A 19,823-nucleotide genomic window follows, 5' to 3' on the forward strand; every position below is an offset into this window, starting at 1 on the left:
GGCTCTGAACCGTCGGCTCAGCGCCGCTTACGTTTGGACCGTTGCTCCTCCCGCCGCTCGGAGCTGTCACGTTCAGCCGAACGTTGCGATTTCCCTGCCACCACCACCTTCTGGTGCCACTCGCGCTGGTAGGCCCGGCGGGCGGCGGCATCGGTGCGGCGGGCCAGGGCGGCGAGTTCGCGCTGAAGTTTGCCGTAGCTCAGCCAGCGGCGCTCATCGAGTGTCCCGTCCGCCAAAGCCGCCTGCACGGCGCAGCCGGGCTCCTGCTGGTGGGCGCAATCAGCGAACCGGCAGCGGCTTGCCAGTTCCTCCACGTCCCCGAACATCTCCACCATGCCGTCATCGGCGTCGAACAGGCCGAATCCCCGGACGCCCGGAGTGTCCATGAGGACGGCTCCGTTCGGCAACGGCACGAGTTCGCGCGACGTGGTGGTGTGCTTGCCTTTGAAGTCGCCGGAGCGGACCTCGCCGGTGTGCTGGACCTCGCGGCCCGCCAAGGCGTTGATGAGCGTGGACTTGCCGGCGCCCGAGGGGCCGAGGAGGACCAGCGTGCCGTGCGGCGGCAAGTGTGCCAGCAGCGCATCGATCCCGTCGCCGTTCTCGGCTGACGTGGTGACCACGTCGACGCCCGCCGCCTGCAGGATGACCTTCCCGACGACGTCGTCCGCTATGTCCGCAAGGTCGGCTTTGGTGATGATCACCAGCGGAACCGCCCCGGAATCCCAGGCTGCCACGAGTGTGCGTTCGAGGCGGTTGTGCGTGAGCGGCCGGTCCACCGGGACCACTACACCCACCACATCCATGTTGGCGGCCAGTACCTGCGCCTCCGAGGAATCTTCAAAGGCGCGCTTCCGGCTGAGCTCAGACCGGCGCGGGAGGATCTCGGTGATCTGGCGGCCGCCCGCGCGGTTGGGCCCGATCCAGACCCAGTCGCCGGTGACCGGAACGCCGGCGTCGAGCGGGTACGGCAGGTGGAGAAGTTCGCCGCCAACGGCTGTGAGCACGAGGTTGCGGTCCAGGCGCACCACCCGTCCGCGCTCGCTGTGTTGGTTCGCTGGGTGGCGGGTCCGGTGTTGGGTTTGGTGGGCGTCAAAATAGCCGGCGACGGCGGGGGAGTAGCCATACGTCGTGGGCCCTTCGGGCCCAGGGATCGAGTCGGAGGTTGATGGGGAGTAGCTGTCCAGGCTGGTGCCTGAGGAATTGTTCAAGGTGAGTCCTCGGGAGAGGTCTCCAGACTCCGGAATCAGCGCAGCCCTGCGGCCGTTAGGCCTGTCGGTTGGTGTGTTGGGCGCTTACGCCGTGCGGATGCTGGAGACGGTGATGCTTGGTTTGATGCGTGCGGGGCGCACTGGGCGCGGGGCTGTAGCAATCATCAAAACCACCTCCGTTTCTCTCCAGATGTCCGGATGCTGTCACGGACTCTCGGCTCTGAGTGTAGCTGGCCGGGGTTGAGTTGAATAGGGCAGCTTCCGCTTGGTCCGGCCGCGCCGGTTCCCGTTAGCCGGTGGGGCCGGTCAGTTGGTAGTTCAGCAGCACGATGCCGGACGGAAAGGAGCGGCACTCCCGGAGCGCAAGCTTTTTCCATTCGCTCATCCTGCCGAAGAAGGGCACTCCGCCGCCGAGGATGACCGGCACGACGGCGACGCCCAGTTCGTCCAGCAGACCCAACTCGATGAATTCAGTGATGAGCTGACCGCCGCCGAACACGCAAATGTCCTTCTCCGCAGGGATGGCGGACTTTATCCGGACGACAAGATCGCGCAAATCTCCGGAGTACAGGTGCGTGTTCCGTCCCGTGGCCAGAGTTTCATCGTGGGAGAGGACATACGTGGGAACCGCGGAGCCCCGGCTGCCCATTGCCGCCATTTCCCGGTAGGTATTGGCACCCATGACATAGGCCCCGGTTCTGCGCTCAGTTGCCTCGAATCCGTAATCCTCATTCTTGGCCATGGCATCGTTCAGCCATGACAGGTCCCCGCTCTCTGAACGGATGTAGCCATCGAGGCTGACCGCCATGCCGCCAAAGATGGTGCCCATAGTCGCGACGCTATCCAGCACCGATGCTACGGTCAAGACCACCGCGGCGCCGCCCGGAAACTCCGGCTTACGCCCTTGTGGTGCCGGCGGATGGGTCCGTGCGGCAAACAATTGAGTGGAGCAGCCCATACTCTCCTGAGCGAGGAATGCCGATGTGTCAGAGACGTACAGATCGTGATCCTGGAGCACGCTACACGGATGCCTTGGGTTTTGCCGCCCACCGCGAATATGAACACATCGAGCGGATCGGGGCTGCACAGCTCATTCCGCGGCTGGAGCGCAGGACCATCCAAACGTTCGAGGTTACGGCGGACGCCTAGGTTTATCAGCCCTGGGCTGCAGCCACTACGCGCTCGCCGTTGAAGTATTCGAGGTGCCAACCCTCGGTGGCATGGTAGTGGGCCAGGTTCAGCACCGCGTTGTCGATCCTGTGCAATGTGCGGCCGATGGCGCGGTTAAGGCTCACCCGGAGGAGTGTGCCGTGGGCGACCACAAGGACGCGGCGGGCGGGGAATTCTTCGGCGAGCGCTTCCAGTGCACCCAACCCGCGCGCGGCCGCGTCTTCCTCGCTTTCGGCGCCGCGGTAACCACCGGGTATGCGCAGGGCCTCCAGCTCGGGGCCGGCCTGCAACCCCTCTGCCGGTCCGAAGCTGCGTTCGGCCAGCGCCGGAATGTGCCGCGTAACGCTCAGCCCCAGCCCGTCCGCAATCACGCTGGCGGTTTCCGCGGCACGGCTAAGCGGCGAGGACACGATCGCATCCCACTCGTAGTCTGACAGGACGTCGACGGCGTCGCGCGCCTGCCCACGGCCGACGTCGTTCAGCGGAATATCGGTGGCTCCCTGGAGCCGACGCTGCGCATTCCAGTCTGTCTGGCCATGGCGGATCAGGGCGAAGGTCGTAAGGGTCATGCTGTCTATTCTCCCTGACGGCGGGGACGGTCCGGGCAGCCGCCGGGATCAAGGCAACCTGTCTAGGCCCAAGGGTCCGGTCCGGCGTTCCGGTCGATGAAGTCCAGGACAGCCGGATGGGCAGGATTAATAAGGTGCCCGCCCGGGACCAGCACCGTATGGGTGAAGGGCAGTGCACCCGACAACCTGGCGTTCACGGACCGGCAGGCCTCGGGGGAGTCCTCGGCGGAGACAATCAGGGTGGTCCGGCGGATCCCTGCGAGTTGCTCCTCGTTCAGTTCCAGAGCATCGTCGCTGAGATCCAGGCCGTGGCCGTTGATTTCGGCCAGGACAGCGTGGCTCGTGTCGGCAAACATGTGTTTGAGCCCTGCGGGAAGCGACTCCCACGTCGCATCCCCCAGGGCTTCCCGGATCACAATCTCGGCGGCAAGCCCGGGCTGAGCGTCCGTGTGCTCAAGCACACGGCGGCGCAGGCCGCGGGCCCAGGCGTCTGCATCCGGAGCGATGGTGAACAACGCCGGTTCCAATAGGACCAGCGCTTTGACTTTGTCCGGGAAACGGCGGGCAAGTTCGATGGCGATCAGGCCGCCTGTGCTGCGGCCGATCACGATTGCCGGCCCGGCACGGAGCGCCGCCAGGACTGCGGCTGCGTCGTCGACATGATCCACCAGGTCCAAGGTCGCGAACGGCCGCGGCGGGGCACTGCGGTGGAAACCCCTGCGGTCGTAGATGATGCAGCGGCCATGCCGGGCGAGTTCGGTTGCGGCGTCCGCCCACATGACAGCCGAACTGGGTGTTCCGTGCACGCCCAGTATTGGTGTCCCTTGGCCGCTCTCTTCGTAGTAGAGATCAACACCGTTGACGCTCACGTGGGGCATGTCGTCAGCCTGGAGTTCGCGCGCTCATCGCAGGACACCACCCGGGCTCACGGGCCCGGCCAGTGCTCTCGGTCGAAGCCATAGGGGTTGGGAGCAGCATCCCGGTCAGCCGCTGCGGCGGGGCCGTTCCGTTCGTCGTCGTGATGACGCGGCGGCGGGTGCGGGTCCGAAGCCTGCTTCAAGGGCACTCGGGGCGCAGTCTTTACGGGTTCATCTTCGGCCACGAGGAAACCTCACAAACACAGAAGGTTGGCCCGCTGCTTGAACCGATAGAGGCATCGTAACCCCATGGGAGCGTTCTGTCGCCGGTAAATGCTCGTAGCCCGGCAGCTGCTTCCGTGTCAGGATCAGGTATGCCACACCGCCTGATGCTGCTTGATACTGCGTCACTGTACTTTCGCGCCTTTTATGGTTTGCCGGACACGATCCGCCGTGCTGACGGAACGCCTGTGAACGCGGTTCGCGGCCTCCTGGACATGATCGCCCGCCTCACCACGGATTACGGGGCAACGCATCTGATTGCCTGCTGGGACGACGACTGGCGTCCGCAGTGGCGTGTGGACCTCATCCCGACCTACAAGTCGCACCGGGTTGCCGAACTTGTGTCGAACGCCCCCGACGTCGAGGTCGTCCCGGACGCGCTCGAGGCGCAGCTTCCGATGATTCGCCGCGTGCTCGAACTCGCCGGCATCGCCATCGTGGGAGTCGCGGAACACGAGGCCGACGACGTCGTCGGTACTTATGCCAGCCACGCAGACCTCCCCGTGGATGTGGTCACCGGCGACCGTGATCTTTTCCAGACCGTCAACGATGACCGTCAGGTCCGGGTGATCTACACCGCGAGGGGCATGAGGAACCTCGAAGTCGTGACGGACGCCGTCGTCGTCGGGAAGTACCGCGTGCTGCCCGAACAGTATGCCGATTACGCGACCCTTCGCGGCGACGCCTCCGACGGGCTGCCAGGCGTTGCCGGCATCGGCGAGAAGACCGCTGCTTCGCTCCTTGGCGAGTACGGCACGCTGGAGAACTTGCTCGCTGCAGCCGCCGACGGGGGAGGCGGGGTATCCGCCTCGGTTCGGTCAAAGCTGGCCGCGGCCGCCGACTACCTCACGGTCGCGCCAACGGTTGTGAAAATCGTGCGCGACCTCCCGCTTCCCACCCTCGAGGAAGCGGGAGCACAGCTGCACCCCGTCGACGGCGAATCGCGCGCCGAGCTGGAGCGTCTCGCCGTCGAATGGAACCTTGGAGGCTCGGTCAAACGGCTGCTCGACGCGCTTGACCGGCAGTAGCGGTGATTGCTGCATAGGCCAGCTAGACCGTTTGGGGGATGCTCCACTCCGGCCATGGCTCGTCGACCGGTGCCTGTTGCCAGCTCCACTCCAGGAAGGGATCTACCGGGCGCAGGTCCTTAGGCGCTTCGCCGGGCAAGATGTCTTCGGGCCGGATCTCTTCGGGCAGGGCAGGACCAACTTCCCGGTGCCATCGTTGGTTCAGGATTTCGGGTGGCCAATGGGGTGGTTCCCAGTCCTGCTGTTCGCTGGCGTACTGACGGCCGGTCGGTGAAATCCAGCCGGGTGGCTTGCCGGCGCTGGCCCAAGTGGGTGTCCAAGCTGTGGCGTGTTTCAGCCTGTGGTGCCTGCGGCATGGCTGGCCCAGGTTGCTGATGCCGGTGGTGCCGCCGTCGGCCCAGGCGAGGAGGTGGTCGGCCTCATTGTCCAGAGACTGGTTGCTGCAGCCGGGGAACGGGCATTTCCCGTCCCGCAGACGGAGCCATTGCCGCATGCTGACGGGGATGCGGTAGCTGGTCCGTCCGATCTCCAGCGGCGCCCCGTCGCGAGGATCAGTCAAGACACGGTGGAACGACGAGGAACTTTCGGCCATCAGCCGGCTGGCCATCGACGTCGGGATGGGCCCATATCCGTCGAGCATGGCGGGTTCGTCGGTGAGGCCCATCAGGGCGAACACCGGCACAGTCACCAGAACCTGCGCCGACGGTGACGGCACGTGCTCCGCAGTGCCGCCAAGGAGCCACCCGGCGGCCACGTCGGCGCGGATTTGGCTCAGGTTCCGGTCCTCATGGGGTCCTTGGAGGGCGCGGGCCGCCGTGGTGGTGCGGTCCCAGATCCCGGCCGCCTGGTCCGCGGGGAGGTACGCGCTCAGCCAGGCCATGCCGTCCCGGTCCGGGGCGAACTCCAGCCGGCGGTCCAGGGCGCTTTTGGTGTGGCGTTTTTCGATGCTGTCCGGGTGGTGGCGTTCGCGCCAGGTCCGGGCTTTGTGCCGGAACCTGGACGGCACGAGTTCCCCCGGGGGGCAGCCCTGTGCAGGGTTCGGTGCGTCGGGGTCCAGAAAGTGGGCTTCCAGGGCGGCGGCGCCAGCCGGGTTCAGGCTGGCGGTTTCGTCGACCATGGCCCGGGCATGCTGCCACGAAATGTTCCCGCCTTGCAGGGCGGCCAGCGTCAGCGGCAGGGTGGTGGTCAGTTCGTGGGCCTCGGACAGGAGCGCACCGGCCGTCCGCTCGCTGACCGCCAGGACGCACGCGACCTCAGCGACTACCGCCATCTCCTGAGCGATGCGGCCCTGCGGAAGCGCGTTCGGGGAGGCCATCGTCCGGGTCGTGTTGGCAAACCCGGCTGCGGCGTGGACCACCAGGGCAGCCGTTGCAGCCTGCAGCCGGGCAGACTCTGCGAGGGTGTCCAGCCAGCGGTCAGACTGCTGCCGCAGCGGATCCGGATCCTCTTGACCGGTAGGGCCCGCGCCAGGAATCACCGCAGCAAGCGCAGCGACAGAGGCCTTGATGGCCTCCAACGCCTCCACTGCGGTTGTCCCCTTCATACTCACATCATCTTGCGAGCCACTGACATTTAAGGTCCCCTCTAGCCAGTGACGAGAAATACTTTGGGAAAGTTTTTCGCGTGGGGCCTCAAGTGTCCGTTCGCGCAGCGTGCGGGCCTGGAACGGTGCCGCGCTCTGACGCAATGGCAGCTCAGTCAGCCGTGAGGAACCGGGCGTTCCTGATCCGCGATGGGCCAAAAACGACGTCCAGCGGGGCAATCGTCCGCGGCCGGTGATCCCGCGACAGGGGACGGCCGACGGCGACATGGGGCACCCAGTGCGGGTACCGGTAGCCCAGTGCCGGTGAGCTGAGGATGAAGTCGTCCACATTGTCCACGAGGAGCCCGTCCAAGAGAACGTGCAGGCCCTGCACCAGGGACACCTGGTAGTCGTGTACGCGATCGGGCACATCCACTTCGAGCCCGGAGATGCCGCCGCCGCCCAGCACGATTAGTTGTTCCGAGGTGCCCGCAAACCCGTCGAGAACGGGCAGGCCCTGCAACCACCCCGTCGTGCGCCGGGCGGCTTCACCGGCCGGGGTGATCCCCTTGGTCCAGTCCGCGACGTCCTGCGCAAAATCCGCCAGGATGCCGATATGCAGCAGCGTCAGGTGGAGCCCCGGCGGCCTGCGCAGGGCGTTGACATAGCTGCCCAAGGCCTCGTAGTCAGAGGAACCTGATCCCACTGTGAGGACGGGAACCTCTACTGTGATGCGCGGAACCGGCTGCATGGGACCCCCTCGCAGTGGCACAGACTTTGGGCTGTGGCTGCCATTATCCTCCGCCGCGGCCACGTCGTCCCGGCGCGTGCTCTTGCCCTTGCGCGCGCCAGGGTGTCGAATCAGAGAAACACGATTCGGCCCGGTGCATGGCAAAGACGCCAGGAGGTTCCCATGTCAGTGAAAGCCGCAAAGGACGCAGCGCGGACACCGGGGCGGGGAGGGCCGGAGGTGCGCCGGGCCGATGCTCCGCACGGCATCGCGGCCACAGATCCGGAACAGGTGCGCAACGTGGCGCTCGTGGGGCATTCGGGAGCCGGGAAGACCCTGCTGATCGAAGCACTGCTGGCCGCCCACGGCATGATTTCGCGCAAAGGCTCCATCGCGGAGGGCACCACCGTCAGCGACTCTGACCCTTCGGCAGTGCGGCAGCAACGGTCGGTCACGCTGTCCCTGGTTCCGCTGCTCGTTGACGGGACCAAGGTGAACCTGCTGGATACTCCGGGATATCCGGACTTTATCGGCGAACTTCGGGCGGGGCTCCGGGCTGCGGACGCCGCCCTCTTTGTTGTCTCCGCCGTTGACGGCATCGACGCCACCACTACGGCGCTCTGGGGCGAATGCGAAGGCCTCGGGATGCCGCGGGCTGTGGTCATCTCCCGCCTTGACCACCCTCGGGCAGATTACGACGGCGTCCTGGCCGCCTGCCAGCAGGCGTTCGGCGACGCGGTGCTGCCGTTGTACGTCCCGGTCAGGTCCGCCGGCGAAACCACCGGGTTGCTGGGACTGCTGACGGGCACAGTCTCTGACTATTCCGCCGGGGAGCCGGCCGCCGGTTCCCGGGACGTTGACGCCGGCGAGCGCGCGGCGTCGGAAGCCGCCCGGGGCCGGCTCATCGAAGGGATCATCGCCGAGAGCGAGGACGAGACCCTGATGGACCGCTATCTGGGTGGTGAGGACATCGATACCGATGTCCTCATCGCGGACCTGGAAACCGCCGTCGCCCGCGGTTCCTTTTTCCCGGTGGTGCCGGCCTCGGCTGTCACCGGCCTCGGCACGGCGGAACTGCTGGAAGTCCTGACCCGGGGCTTCCCGTCGCCGGTGGAGGGCGGCCTCCCGGAGGTGACTGACCTGGCGGGCGCTCCAGCGGCGGCCTTGGCCTGTGACCCTGACGGGCCGCTGGCGGCTGAGGTGGTCCGCACCACCATTGATCCGTTCCTGGGGAGGGTCTGCCTGACGCGTGTATTTTCAGGTACTTTGCGTGCTGATACTCCCGTGCACGTCGGCGGGCACGGGCTCGCGGACCGCGGCCATCAGGACCATGACACCGACGAGCGCGTCACGCACCTGTATTCTCCGCTGGGCCCCAACCTGCGGCCTGTCGCGCACTGCGTGGCCGGTGACATCTGCGCGGTGGCGAAACTCGGAAGCGCCGAAACGGGGGACACCATTTCGGCGAAGGACCAGCCACTCCTGCTGGCTACCTGGGAGATGCCGGAGCCGCTGATGCCGGTGGCCGTCGAGGCGGACTCGCGCAGTGACGAGGACGCGCTGGCCCGGAGCCTGGCGAAGGTGGCCGCCGGCGATCCCACGCTGCGGGTTGAGCGGAACGCGGAAACACACCAGCTGATCCTCTGGTGCATGGGGGAGGCCCATGCCGAGGTGGTGCTGGACAGGCTGCGCGACCAGGGCGTGAAGCTGCACACCATTGACGTGGTGACGCCGCTGCGGGAGACGTTCGCCGCCCCGGCAGCGGGCCACGGCCGGCACGTCAAACAGTCCGGCGGCCACGGGCAGTATGCCGTCTGCGACATCGACGTGGAGCCGCTGGACCGTGGCGGCGGGTTCGAATTCGTCGACAAAACGGTGGGCGGGGTGATCCCCGGAACGTTCATCTCCTCCGTGGAGAAAGGGGTGCGTGCGCAGATGCAGAAAGGGCTGGCTGCCGGGTTCCCCGTGGTGGACCTCCGCGTCACGCTGGTGGGCGGCAAGGCCCACAGCGTTGACTCTTCCGACGCCGCCTTCCAGGCGGCGGGGGCGCTGGCGCTCCGGGAGGCTGCCGCGGCCGGTCGTATCCAGCTGCTCGAGCCGGTTTCTGCGGTCAGCATCACCGTGTCCGAGGCGCACGTGGGGGCCGTGATGAGTGACCTTTCAGCACGCCGCGGCAGGCTAACCGGCACGGCCACGTCCGGTAGTGAACTTACCGAAATCAGCGCTGAAGTCCCTGACCAGGAGCTGCTGAAGTACGCCGTGGAGCTGCGGGCGCTGACTGCCGGGACCGGCCGGTTCCGGCGCCGGTACCTCCGGCATGACCCGGTGCCCAGCGGTTCATGAACGCCAAGTCATGAACGGATCGTCATGAACGCTGCCGCGCGGAGGATCCAACGCATCTACCTCACCCTGACGCTGGGCAATACCCTTGCGGCCTCCTTCATCTGGGGAATCAATACGCTCTTCCTGTTGGACGCCGGGCTGAGCAACCTTGAAGCATTCGCGGCCAACGCCTTCTTCACAGCTGGCATGGTCCTGTTCGAAGTACCCACCGGCGTCATCGCAGACAGTTGGGGGCGCCGCGTTTCATTCCTGCTCGGCACCGTCACCCTGGCAGTCTCCACCTACCTGTACTACCTGCTCTGGCAGATATCCGCGCCGTTCTGGTCCTGGGCGGTGGTGTCGGTCCTGTTGGGCCTGGGCTTCACGTTCTTCTCCGGGGCAGTGGAGGCGTGGCTCGTCGATGCGCTGCATTTTTCGGGTTATTACGGGGACCTGGAGACCGTCTTCGGACGGGGACAGATGGTGTCGGGCTTCGCGATGCTGGTGGGCTCGGCGGCCGGCGGCGTGATCGCCCAGGTTACTGACCTGGGCGTGCCGTTCCTGGTGCGCGTCGGAGTGCTCGTGGCGATGTTCAGTGTGGCCTTCTTGCTGATGCGCGATGTTGGATTCACTCCGGAACGCTCCCCGCATCCGCTCAAAGCGACCCGGGCAGTGCTGACGGCCTCCATTGAGAGTGGCCTCAAGAACCCGCCCGTACGGTACGTAATGCTTTCCGCCCCGTTCAGTGCCGGCATCGGGTTCTATGTGTTCTACGCGCTGCAACCGTACCTGCTGGAGCTCTTCGGGGACCCGCGGGCTTACTCCGTCGCCGGACTCGCGGCGGCCGTTATGGCGGGAGCGCAGATCCTGGGCGGCTGGTTGGCACCAACTGTCCGGCGCCGGGTCCGCAGACGCACCACGGTGCTGGTGGTGAGCAGCAGCGTGGGCGCGCTGATTCTGGTGGCGCTGGGTTTCACGCGCGTGTTTTGGGTGGCATTGGTGCTGATGGTGCTCTGGGCCCTCGTCTCCGCGGCGGGCACTCCGGTGCGGCAGGCCTATTTGAACGACATGATTGCTTCAAAGCAGCGGGCAACGGTGCTCAGCTTCGATTCACTCATGGGATCCAGCGGTGGAATTGTGGTGCAGCCGCTGATGGGCCGGGCCGCAGACGTATACGGCTATCCGTTGTCGCTGGCCATCAGCGGTGTGATCGAGCTGTTCGCCGTGCCGTTCCTGCTGGCGAGCCGGCGGCGGCGCTCGCCGGCCGACACAGCAACCACCGAAGCCGGCGCACCGGCCTGAAGCCATGGCCTCGGCACAAAAAAGTTGAGCCTTGAGAGTCCCAACAGGGCGGAGTATCGTGGCGCAAACCCACCCTGCGCAACACCCCGACTTGGGAGAGATCATGCCTAGTGTGCGACGTCAATTGGCTGCTGTAACGGCTGTTCTGGCCTTGAGCGTGACGGGTGGGGCGGTGACCAGTCCCGCGTTTGCTGATCCCCGGGAAATCAAGAAGGAGGCGATGGCGACCGGGTACGGCGGGGCGGTGAGCACCGTTGACCCAGAGGCGTCCGCTGCGGCTATCGAGGTCCTGCGCGACGGCGGCAATGCGGCGGATGCCGCCGTCGCCGCGGCCGCGACCCTGGGTGTGACCGAGCCGTACAGCGCCGGCGTCGGCGGAGGCGGATACTTCGTGTTCTACGACGGGAAGTCCGGCAAAGTGGGAACCATCGATGGCCGGGAAACGGCTCCGGCAACGATGCCGACCACTGCGTTCGTGAATCCGGCCACCGGCGTCGTATACACGTTCGCAGAGCTTGTCTCGAGCGGCGTCTCTGTGGGCGTCCCCGGAACGCCGGCCACATGGGAACGGGCGCTGGAGCGTTGGGGGACGCTGGACCTTGACGAGGCCCTCGAACCTGCCATCAAGGTGGCCAACCGCGGCTTCGTGGTGGACGAGACCTTCCGCCAGCAGACACTCGACAACAAAGTCCGGTTCTCGGCCTTCCCCGCCACGGCGAGTCTCTTCCTGCCCGGCGGTGACGCTCCCGCCGTCGGCAGTATTTTCCACAGCAAGGACCTCGCCAAGACGTACCGGCTCCTCGCGAAGGAAGGAACGGATGCCTTCTACGGCGGACAGCTCGCGACGGAGATCGCGGCAACTGTCAAGGACCCGCCGAAAGACCCCGCCTGGGTGCCTCCTGTGACTGTCCCGCCCACCAGCATTCCAGCCCTTCCGGGCTACCTGACGACGGCGGATCTCGCCGCATACCGGACGCTGGACCAGGAACCCACACATGTGGAGTACCGCGGTTATGACGTGTACGGCATGGCGCCCTCCAGCAGTGGCGGGACCACCGTGGGCGAAGCGCTGAACATCCTGGAACCGTTTGACTTGTCGCCCACGGCAAAACCAGCTGCGTTGCACCACTACCTCGAAGCCAGCGCGCTCGCCTTCGCTGACCGCGGCAAGTACCTCGGGGACCCGGCATTTGCCGATGTCCCCACCGAAGCCCTCACTGACCCGGTGTTTGGCAAGGAGCGGGCGTGCGCCATTGACCCCGGGACGGCGGCAATCAAGCCTGTACCTGCCGGGGACGTGGCATCGTACGACGGTGCGTGCACGGTTTCGCCTGCAGCGGCCGCAGACGAGAAGGACACCGAAAACATCTCAACCACCAACCTCACGGTCGCTGACAAGTGGGGGAACGTCGTGGAGTACACCCTCACCATCGAGCAGACCGGCGGTTCCGGCATCGTGGTTCCCGGCCGCGGGTTCCTGCTCAACAACGAGCTCACCGACTTCTCTTATACGTCGACCAATCCGGAGGACCCGAACCGGATCGAGCCGGGCAAGCGCCCACGGTCCTCGATGTCGCCCACCATCATCCTTAAGGACGAGAAGCCGTTCCTGGCGCTCGGTTCGCCCGGCGGATCGACCATTATCACCACGGTGCTGCAGACCATCCTCAACAGGGTGGACCTGGGTATGAGCATCCTGGACTCGCTCGCGGCCCCGCGGGCGTCCCAGCGCAACACCGCCAACGTCACGGCAGAGCCGGACTTCATCAAGGCCTATGGAGACGCTCTGGCACCATACGGTCACAAGTTGGTGCCCGCAGGGGACGCTTTCACGTCGGCTGCGGAGATCGGCGCCGCGACAGCCATCGAGTTTGGGCCCGGCAAGAGCATGACCGCGGTTGCCGAGCCCCTGCGGCGCGGTGGCGGTTCGGCGATGGTGGTCAAACCGGCGCGGTGAGCCTACCTGGCGCGGTGAGCCGGGAGCCTCTTGGGGCTGCCCGGGTTCGCGGTGGCCCGGGTTACTGCCCCATCCCGGGCCGGACGGGGACAAACTCGATAGTGGTCTGCACCTTTTTCTGCGGACCACGGGAAAAACCCTTGGCATCAAGCTGGTTCTGGGCGCGGAACACCGCGAGAGCGTCGTCGTAGAGCTCGTTGAGCCGGCGGCCGGAGAATGCCTCCTGGGAGCCGTCGCTGAACGTGACGGTCACGGTGGCAGTGGCGGGAAAGTGCCTCTTCATGCGGATGAAGCCTTCGGAGTCCTGCTGGAGGTTGATCAAGGGAAGTCCTGCTTTCGTGGTCGACGACCTCCAGTCTGACCCATCCCACCGCACCTGCGCTGACGGCGGTGCCGGTTAGCGGCGACAATGGACGGGTGACATCGCCCACCGTCCCCGCCGCCGTCCCTGCTGGCACCTCTGGTGCCGGCACCTTTGATCTGGCGGTCATCGGCACCGGTCTGGCCTTCGCCGAATCGCTGACCGAGTTGTCCTCTGTGCTGCGCGCCGGCGGTGCGGCGGGTACGGCTGTGGTGCAGGCGCCACCCGGCACCGGCAAAACAACGCTTGTCCCGCCGCTGCTCGCCAACCTTGCCGCGCCTGCAGGAATGGCCAAGCGGGTGGTGGTCACCCAGCCGCGGCGAGTCGCAGCGCGTGCCGCCGCCCGGCGACTGGCCTCATTGGACGGCAGCCGGATCGGAGACCGCGTGGGGTACACCGTCCGCGGTGAACGCCAGGCCGGGCCCGCCACGCTGGTGGAGTTTGTCACACCAGGCATCCTGCTGCGGCGCCTGCTCGATGATCCCGGCCTGGAAAGCACTGGCGCGGTCATCCTGGACGAGGTCCACGAACGCGGCCTCGAAACCGACCTGCTGCTGGGGATGCTCGCCGAAGTTCGGCAGCTCCGCGGCGACCTCACGCTGGTGGCCATGTCCGCCACCCTGGACGCGCCCCGCTTCGCCGCCCTGATCGGGGGCGCAGCCGCGAATGCAGGCACAGGACAGGCAGGGACAGCGGACGACGACGGCGGGCCGGCTCCCGTCGTCGACTGCCCCTCAGCGCTGTACCCCCTGGCAGTTGAATGGCTGCCCGCCGCCGTGGCGCGGCTGGATGACCGTGGGGTCACACGCGGATTCCTCGACCACGTGGCCGATACAGCCGCGCAGGCCCACACCGCCGCCGTGGCGGAGGACACGCGCACCGATGCGGTGGTCTTTGTCCCGGGAGCCTGGGAGGTTTCCTATGTGGCGGCCCGCCTCCGCGGCCGGGCTGCCCCCGGAACCGAAGTGCTGGAGCTCCACGGCCAGGTCAGCCCGGCCGAACAGGACCAGGCAGTTTCGGGGCGCCGGCCGGGCGGCCCGGCACGGATCATCGTGTCCACGGATCTGGCCGAGTCATCCCTGACCGTCCCTGGAGTGCGCCTCGTCATCGATTCCGGGCTGACCCGCGAACCCCGCCGTGATGCCAGCCGCGGGATGTCCGGGCTGGTCACTGTTTCCTGCTCCCGGGCATCAGCCGAACAGCGGGCCGGCCGGGCCGCACGGCAGGGCCCGGGCCGGGTGGTCCGGTGCTACGACCAAAGGACCTACGGTGCCGCGCCGGCGCACGTGACGCCGGAAATCGCCGTCGCGGACCTGACCGGTGCTGCGCTGGTCCTGGCCTGCTGGGGATCGCCGGGCGGCGCCGGGCTGGCGCTTCCGGATCCGCCTCCCGCGGCAGCCATGGGCGAGGCTGTTGAAGTCCTGCGCGAACTCGGAGCCGTGGGGCCGGACGGACACGCCATTTCGCTGGGTCGGACGCTGGTACGGGTCCCGGCTGATCCGCGGCTGGCCCGCGCACTGCTCGACGGCGCAGCGGCCGTAGGTCACCGCGCCGCAGCGGAAGCGGTGGCGCTCGTAGCCGGAGACCAGCGGGCCCCCGGGGCCGACCTCACCCGGCTCCTGTCCGGCCTGCGCGCCGGAAAGGACCCCGCCGCCAGGCGCTGGGCAGAGGACGTCCGCCGGCTGGAGGGCATTGCGCGGACTGAAGGCGCAGCCATCCGACAATCCGCCATTGCGTCCCTGGTGAGGTCAGCGCCGGTGACCGCTGCGGAGGCGGTGGGCGTCGTCGTCGCGCTGGCGTTCCCGGACCGCGTGGCCCGGCGCGTCCCGGGCGATGGCCCGGCCCGGTACCTGCTGTCGTCCGGCACTCGTGCGGGATTGCCGGCGGGCAGTCCGCTCACCGGGCATGAGTGGCTGGCCGTGGCGGAAGTTTCACGCGCCGCCGGCCGGGACGCAGCCTGTACCGGCGCGGTGATCCGGTCCGCCGCGCCGCTGAGCGCCGACACCGCCGAGGCGGCCGCCGGGCACCTCTTGACCGACACGGTGGAAGCGCAGTTCAGCCAGGGCCGGGTGAAGGCCAGGCGGGAACGCCGGCTGGGTGCCATCAGCCTGTCCTCCACCCCCGTCCGCCCCTCCGCCGAGGAAGGCCGTGCCGCCGTGGCCCGTGCCCTCGCGAAGGAGGGGCTGGGAACCATCGGATGGTCGACGGCGGCCGATGTGTTGCGCCGCCGCCTCGCCTTGCTGCGCCACGAACTTGGCGAGCCGTGGCCCGACGTTTCCGAACCGGCCCTGCTGGCCCGGCTGGACTCCTGGCTGGGACCCGAGCTCGAGGCACTGGCCGGCGGCGCCGCCACCAGCAGCATCGACCTCACCGACCCCCTGCGGAGGCTGCTGCCCTGGCCGGAGGCGGTCCGTCTGGCGGAGCTGGCACCGGAGGCACTGAAAGTACCCAGCGGATCGATGGTGCGGATCGACTACCCCGAGGTGTCGGACAGAGCGGCGCCAGGCGGTGCCGGGTCAGATGGTGCCGCGGCGGACCAGGCAGGACCAGGGCAGGAAGCACCTCGGCAGGCACGCGCGGACGACGGCGGCCGGCCGGTTGTCGCGGTCAAGCTGCAGGAGTGCTTTGGCTGGGCTGAGACCCCACGGCTGGTGGACGGCAGGGTTCCTGTCCTCTTCCACCTGCTGTCGCCTGCGCGGCGGCCGCTTGCCGTGACGGATGACCTGGCATCGTTCTGGTCCGGGCCGTACGCGCAGGTGCGGGCCGAGATGCGCGGCCGCTACCCCAGGCATCCCTGGCCGGAGGATCCCTGGACGGCACTGCCGACGGCCCGGACCAAAGCCCGCATGTAGCGCAGGACCGCCGGCGGCCTTTCTTGCGTTGGTTGCACCGGTGAGATGTCCGATACGTGGCCGAAACGTTACGTCGACCCGCTGAAACATGGCGCAGTTAGGCTCGTTCCTACTTGGACAACGTGGTCCAGACCACCACACGAAGGGACACACATAATGTTGCTCTTGAGTAGCCTGAACCTCCTCTTTGACGCCGGCCGCGGAGAGGGCAGCCGCCCGCACAATGGCGGGATCGGAAAGACCGATTTCCCCACCGGCCTGCTGACCTCCACCGCCTGGGAAGGCTGGTGGCACGAGGACGCTGCGTAGCTGGTCGGGGCACGTGGCCGTTACGGCTGGCCGGATCGGTCAGCCGCGGCTCCGCATAAACTCGGCCACCTTGGGCGCCAGCGACGCTCCGATCTCTGCAGCGTCGCGCTTCTTGCCGGCGACGGCGAAGGAGTGGTCACCACCGTCGATCCAGTCCAGGACAGCGGACGGACCGATCCGGGAGATGACACGCTCCAGCAGATCCGGCGTCGCGAAGGTGTCGCGCGTGCCCTGCAGGAACAACATGGGCAGCGTGAGCCCGTAGAGATGCTCGTCGCGGAGCTTTTCGGGCTTGCCGGGCGGGTGGAGGGGATAGCCGAGGTAGACGAGTCCGGCAGTGTCCATTCCCTCGGCAACTGCCATGGACGCCATCCGGCCACCAAACGATTTGCCGGCAGCCCACACCGGTCCCGTATCACCGTGGGCCTGCGCCTGGCGCGCGGCTTCGTCCATGGCCGCGCGCCAGGCGGCGATGGCTGCCGGCGGCCGGTCCGGGAACTTCCGGCCGGCCTCGCGGTAGGGGAAGTTGAAGCGCAGGGTGGCAACGCCGTCGTCGTTCAGTCCACGGGTGAAACCGCTCATGAACGGGTGCTCCATACCGGCGCCTGCCCCGTGCGCCAGCACCAGGGTGGCGAAGGGGCTGTCCGGGCGGGCGTAAACGCCGGAGACCTCAACGTCGCCGACGGGAAAGGTAACAGGGGATTCAGCTACGGCCATAGGTCCATGATGCCGGATCACCGCCAGCGCTGGGCGCCGGGGTGCTGACGCCACGCATGGCGCAGGGTAGGTTGTCCCCATGGCGAGCGAACAGACCACCCTCACTGTCCCGGGACCGCACGGCGAGCGCGAGATGCGCGTTTCCAGCCCCAGCAGGGTGCTCTGGCCGGATCTCGGTCTGACCAAGCTGGACCTCGCCCACTACATGGTGGATGTGGGGGAGGCGTTCATCGCCGCGAACGGTGACCGGCCGGTGGCGCTGCAGAGGTACTCGGACAATGTCGAGGGGGCCCAGTTCTTTTCGAAGAACCCGCCCAAGGGAGCACCTGACTTCATCCGCTCAGTGAACGTGACCTTTCCGAGCGCACGCTCGCACCCCATGCTGGTCCTGGACGAACCCGCCGCGGCTGTATGGGCGGTGCAGATGAATACGGTGGTGTTCCACCCGTGGCCGTCCCTTACAGCGAACACCGATAACCCGGACCAGCTGCGCATCGACCTTGACCCGCAGCCGGGCACGGACTTCGACGACGCCGTCCCGGCTGCCCTGGCGCTGAAGGAGGTGCTGGCGGAGGCCGGGCTGGACACGTTCATCAAGACATCCGGGAATCGCGGCCTGCACGTCTACGCGCCCATCGAGCCCAACCACGAATTCCTGGACGTCCGCCACGCGGTGATCGCTGCGGCCCGCGAGCTGGAGCGGCGGATACCGGACAAGGTCACCACGGCCTGGTGGAAGGAGGAACGCGGCGTGAAGGTGTTCCTGGACTTCAACCAGGCGAACCGGGACCGGACCATCGCCGGCGCGTACAGCCCCCGCGCGCTGGCCCATGCGCCGGTCTCCTGCCCCATCAGCTGGGACGAACTGAGCAGCGCGGATCCCAAGGACTTCACCATCCTGACGGTCCCCGAGCGGCTCAGGACCGTGGGCGATCCCTGGGCAGACATGAAGGCGCATCCGGGCACCATCGACGTGCTGTTGGAGTGGTGGGAGCGGGACCTCAAGGCCGGGCTCGGCGAACTGCCGTTCCCGCCGGACTACCCGAAGATGCCCGGCGAGCCCCCGCGGGTGCAGCCGAGCCGGGCCCGCAAACAGGACTGAGTCCGTTCCAGCCGGCTACTCGAACCGGGACGGGTCGCCGGTGCCGCGACGCACCACCTCGGCCACTCCGCTGGAATAGTCGATCACCGTGGTGGGCTCTGCCCCGCAGTCGCCGGAATCAATGACCGCGTCCACCTCGTGCTCAAGCCGTTCCTTGATCTCCCAGCCCTGGGTCAGCGGGTCTTCCTCGTCCGGGAGCAGCAGGGTGCTGGAGAGGAGAGGCTCGCCGAGTTCGGCCAGCAGCGCCTGGACCACCCGGTTGTCCGGGATGCGCACGCCCACGGTCTTTTTCTTCGGGTGCAGCAGCCGGCGCGGCACTTCCTTGGTGGCCGGCAGGATAAACGTGTAGCTTCCCGGCGTGACGGCCTTAATGGCGCGGAAGACGTCGTTGCCGATGTTCACGAACTGGCCCAGCTGGGCGAAGTCCTTGCACACCAGCGTGAAGTGGTGCTTGTCGTCGAGCTTGCGGATATTCCGGATCCGGTCCAGCGCATCCTTGTTGCCCAGCTGGGCCCCGAGGGCGTAGCAGGAGTCCGTGGGGTAGGCGATCAGCCCGCCGTCGAGCACGATCTTCACGGCCTGCGTGATGGCGCGGGGCTGGGGATCCTGGGGATGAACATCAAAGTATCTGGCCATGCTCCTGAGCCTACGACAATTGGCGCCCTGGCCAGTAGACAGGCACGGCGCCGCGCGTGCAACGCCGAGGGAGGATAGGTTCAGGACCTATGGGTTCAGTAAGCAGGGTGAGTCCCGTGCGGGGCGAACGAAAGGTGGCAGCATGCCGGTGTGGCTTCAGGCGTTGATGTGGGGAAACGTGGCCGGTGCCGCCCTGGTGCTGGGGGCCGCCGCGTCGTGGAAATGGGCCATTCCGTCCAAACTGGTCTCCTCGATCATGTCCTTTGGGGCGGGCGTGCTGATTTCGGCACTGGCGTTCGAGCTCGTCGCCGAGGCGGTTGATGGCGGGGGCCTGTGGCCCACCGTGACCGGATTCCTGGCCGGCTCCGTGGTCTACGTGGGTGCGAACATGCTCCTCACCCGGGCCGGCGCAAAACACCGCAAACGCTCAGGCGGCCAGCAACCGTCGGAGCAGGACAGCCCGGGCAGCGGCACGGCCATCGCCTTCGGCGCCCTCCTCGACGGGATCCCGGAGTCGATAGTGCTCGGCGTCGGACTCGTCACCGCGGGATCGGTCAGTCCGGCCATGCTTGCGGCTGTCTTCATTTCCAACGTTCCCGAGGGTCTTTCCGGAACTGCCGGGATGAAAAAGGCAGGACGCAGTACCGGCTACATTTTTGGGGTGTGGGGAGGCATAGCCGTCATGTGCGGGTTCGCCTCACTGCTCGGGTATGTGGCGCTGGAGAACGCTCCCGACGCCGTCATCGCCTTCATTACCGCGATCGCGGCGGGCGGGATCCTGGCGATGCTCGCCGACACCATGATCCCGGAGGCGTTCGAAGAGCACCACAACCTCACAGGGCTGACCGCCTCCGTCGGGTTCCTGACGGCCTTCACAGTCCACCAGCTCGGGGGGTGAC

General features: G+C 67.3%; 17 protein-coding genes. 8 read left to right on the forward strand and 9 right to left on the reverse strand.

Annotated features, from left to right (window positions below; genetic code table 11):
- Nucleotides 1-17: 17 nt before the first annotated feature.
- From rsgA to CXR02_RS07420, 4 genes are all read right to left on the reverse strand, one after another.
- Nucleotides 18-1,208 carry a ribosome small subunit-dependent GTPase A gene (rsgA, locus tag CXR02_RS07405; protein WP_181037159.1) on the reverse strand — a complete coding sequence of 397 codons (1,191 nt, stop codon included), beginning with the start codon at nt 1,206-1,208 and terminating at the stop codon, nt 18-20.
- 289 nt (nt 1,209-1,497) lie between these two features.
- The gene (locus CXR02_RS07410) at nt 1,498-2,226 is read right to left on the reverse strand and encodes a dihydrofolate reductase family protein (RefSeq protein WP_258060862.1); all 729 of its coding nucleotides are present in this window, start codon (nt 2,224-2,226) and stop codon (nt 1,498-1,500) included.
- 136 nt (nt 2,227-2,362) lie between these two features.
- Nucleotides 2,363-2,947, reverse strand: coding sequence for a histidine phosphatase family protein (locus CXR02_RS07415; protein ID WP_104061379.1), 585 nt, complete (start codon nt 2,945-2,947; stop codon nt 2,363-2,365).
- A 62-nt stretch (nt 2,948-3,009) separates the two neighbouring features.
- The gene (locus CXR02_RS07420) at nt 3,010-3,825 is read right to left on the reverse strand and encodes an alpha/beta fold hydrolase (protein ID WP_104061380.1); all 816 of its coding nucleotides are present in this window, start codon (nt 3,823-3,825) and stop codon (nt 3,010-3,012) included.
- A 353-nt stretch (nt 3,826-4,178) separates the two neighbouring features.
- Here CXR02_RS07420 and CXR02_RS07430 point away from each other — a divergent pair, with 353 nt between their 5' ends.
- On the forward strand, nt 4,179-5,114 hold the full coding sequence (locus tag CXR02_RS07430) for a 5'-3' exonuclease (protein WP_181037160.1): 936 nt from the start codon (nt 4,179-4,181) through the stop codon (nt 5,112-5,114).
- 22 nt (nt 5,115-5,136) lie between these two features.
- Here CXR02_RS07430 and CXR02_RS07435 read toward each other — a convergent pair whose 3' ends face one another.
- Together CXR02_RS07435 and CXR02_RS07440 are read right to left on the reverse strand one after the other, a co-directional pair.
- Nucleotides 5,137-6,657, reverse strand: coding sequence for an HNH endonuclease signature motif containing protein (locus tag CXR02_RS07435; protein WP_104061383.1), 1,521 nt, complete (start codon nt 6,655-6,657; stop codon nt 5,137-5,139).
- Nucleotides 6,658-6,808: 151 nt separating this feature from the next.
- On the reverse strand, nt 6,809-7,387 hold the full coding sequence (locus tag CXR02_RS07440; protein WP_104061384.1) for a hypothetical protein: 579 nt from the start codon (nt 7,385-7,387) through the stop codon (nt 6,809-6,811).
- 162 nt (nt 7,388-7,549) lie between these two features.
- On the opposite strand from CXR02_RS07440, the gene CXR02_RS07445 reads away from it, so the two are divergent.
- From CXR02_RS07445 to CXR02_RS07455, 3 genes are all read left to right on the forward strand, one after another.
- The gene (locus CXR02_RS07445; protein WP_104061385.1) at nt 7,550-9,709 is read left to right on the forward strand and encodes an elongation factor G-like protein EF-G2; all 2,160 of its coding nucleotides are present in this window, start codon (nt 7,550-7,552) and stop codon (nt 9,707-9,709) included.
- Between the two features lie 24 nt (nt 9,710-9,733).
- Nucleotides 9,734-10,990 (forward strand): MFS transporter, encoded by a 1,257-nt coding sequence (locus tag CXR02_RS07450; protein WP_104061386.1) that lies wholly within the window; start codon nt 9,734-9,736, stop codon nt 10,988-10,990.
- Nucleotides 10,991-11,093: 103 nt separating this feature from the next.
- Complete coding sequence (locus tag CXR02_RS07455) at nt 11,094-12,947, forward strand: gamma-glutamyltransferase family protein (protein ID WP_104061387.1); 1,854 nt, start codon at nt 11,094-11,096, stop codon at nt 12,945-12,947.
- Nucleotides 12,948-13,008: 61 nt separating this feature from the next.
- Here CXR02_RS07455 and CXR02_RS07460 read toward each other — a convergent pair whose 3' ends face one another.
- Nucleotides 13,009-13,269 (reverse strand): hypothetical protein, encoded by a 261-nt coding sequence (locus CXR02_RS07460; protein WP_104061388.1) that lies wholly within the window; start codon nt 13,267-13,269, stop codon nt 13,009-13,011.
- Nucleotides 13,270-13,364: 95 nt separating this feature from the next.
- On the opposite strand from CXR02_RS07460, the gene CXR02_RS07465 reads away from it, so the two are divergent.
- On the forward strand, nt 13,365-16,160 hold the full coding sequence (locus tag CXR02_RS07465) for an ATP-dependent RNA helicase (RefSeq protein WP_258060863.1): 2,796 nt from the start codon (nt 13,365-13,367) through the stop codon (nt 16,158-16,160).
- Nucleotides 16,161-16,325: 165 nt separating this feature from the next.
- Complete coding sequence (locus CXR02_RS22340; protein WP_181037167.1) at nt 16,326-16,469, forward strand: hypothetical protein; 144 nt, start codon at nt 16,326-16,328, stop codon at nt 16,467-16,469.
- Nucleotides 16,470-16,508: 39 nt separating this feature from the next.
- Here the strand turns inward: CXR02_RS22340 and CXR02_RS07470 are convergent, their stop codons facing one another.
- Nucleotides 16,509-17,186, reverse strand: a complete 678-nt coding sequence (locus tag CXR02_RS07470; protein ID WP_104061390.1) for an alpha/beta family hydrolase — start codon at nt 17,184-17,186, stop codon at nt 16,509-16,511.
- Nucleotides 17,187-17,265: 79 nt separating this feature from the next.
- Between CXR02_RS07470 and ligD the strand changes: the two genes are divergently transcribed.
- Nucleotides 17,266-18,288 (forward strand): non-homologous end-joining DNA ligase, encoded by a 1,023-nt coding sequence (ligD, locus tag CXR02_RS07475; protein ID WP_104061391.1) that lies wholly within the window; start codon nt 17,266-17,268, stop codon nt 18,286-18,288.
- 15 nt (nt 18,289-18,303) lie between these two features.
- Here the strand turns inward: ligD and CXR02_RS07480 are convergent, their stop codons facing one another.
- On the reverse strand, nt 18,304-18,924 hold the full coding sequence (locus CXR02_RS07480) for an L-threonylcarbamoyladenylate synthase (RefSeq protein WP_058932553.1): 621 nt from the start codon (nt 18,922-18,924) through the stop codon (nt 18,304-18,306).
- Nucleotides 18,925-19,066: 142 nt separating this feature from the next.
- Here CXR02_RS07480 and CXR02_RS07485 point away from each other — a divergent pair, with 142 nt between their 5' ends.
- Nucleotides 19,067-19,822: a ZIP family metal transporter gene (locus CXR02_RS07485; RefSeq protein ID WP_104061392.1), complete on the forward strand. Its 756-nt coding sequence runs from the start codon at nt 19,067-19,069 to the stop codon at nt 19,820-19,822.
- Nucleotide 19,823 lies beyond the last annotated feature (1 nt).

It is taken from the genome of Arthrobacter sp. 4R501, from assembly GCF_002929755.1.
Lineage (GTDB): Bacteria > Actinomycetota > Actinomycetes > Actinomycetales > Micrococcaceae > Arthrobacter.

What these genes read in the sequence shown, in the direction of transcription:
- CXR02_RS07415 (WP_104061379.1), bottom strand. Translation starts at nt 2,947, where the DNA reads ATGACCCTTACGACCTTCGCCCTGATCCGCCATGGCCAGACAGACTGG.
- CXR02_RS07420 (WP_104061380.1), bottom strand. Translation starts at nt 3,825, where the DNA reads ATGCCCCACGTGAGCGTCAACGGTGTTGATCTCTACTACGAAGAGAGC.
- CXR02_RS07430 (WP_181037160.1), top strand. Translation starts at nt 4,179, where the DNA reads ATGCCACACCGCCTGATGCTGCTTGATACTGCGTCACTGTACTTTCGC.
- CXR02_RS07435 (WP_104061383.1), bottom strand. Translation starts at nt 6,657, where the DNA reads ATGAAGGGGACAACCGCAGTGGAGGCGTTGGAGGCCATCAAGGCCTCT.
- CXR02_RS07440 (WP_104061384.1), bottom strand. Translation starts at nt 7,387, where the DNA reads ATGCAGCCGGTTCCGCGCATCACAGTAGAGGTTCCCGTCCTCACAGTG.
- CXR02_RS07445 (WP_104061385.1), top strand. Translation starts at nt 7,550, where the DNA reads ATGTCAGTGAAAGCCGCAAAGGACGCAGCGCGGACACCGGGGCGGGGA.
- CXR02_RS07450 (WP_104061386.1), top strand. Translation starts at nt 9,734, where the DNA reads ATGAACGCTGCCGCGCGGAGGATCCAACGCATCTACCTCACCCTGACG.
- CXR02_RS07455 (WP_104061387.1), top strand. Translation starts at nt 11,094, where the DNA reads ATGCCTAGTGTGCGACGTCAATTGGCTGCTGTAACGGCTGTTCTGGCC.
- CXR02_RS07470 (WP_104061390.1), bottom strand. Translation starts at nt 17,186, where the DNA reads ATGGCCGTAGCTGAATCCCCTGTTACCTTTCCCGTCGGCGACGTTGAG.
- ligD (WP_104061391.1), top strand. Translation starts at nt 17,266, where the DNA reads ATGGCGAGCGAACAGACCACCCTCACTGTCCCGGGACCGCACGGCGAG.
- CXR02_RS07480 (WP_058932553.1), bottom strand. Translation starts at nt 18,924, where the DNA reads ATGGCCAGATACTTTGATGTTCATCCCCAGGATCCCCAGCCCCGCGCC.
- CXR02_RS07485 (WP_104061392.1), top strand. Translation starts at nt 19,067, where the DNA reads ATGCCGGTGTGGCTTCAGGCGTTGATGTGGGGAAACGTGGCCGGTGCC.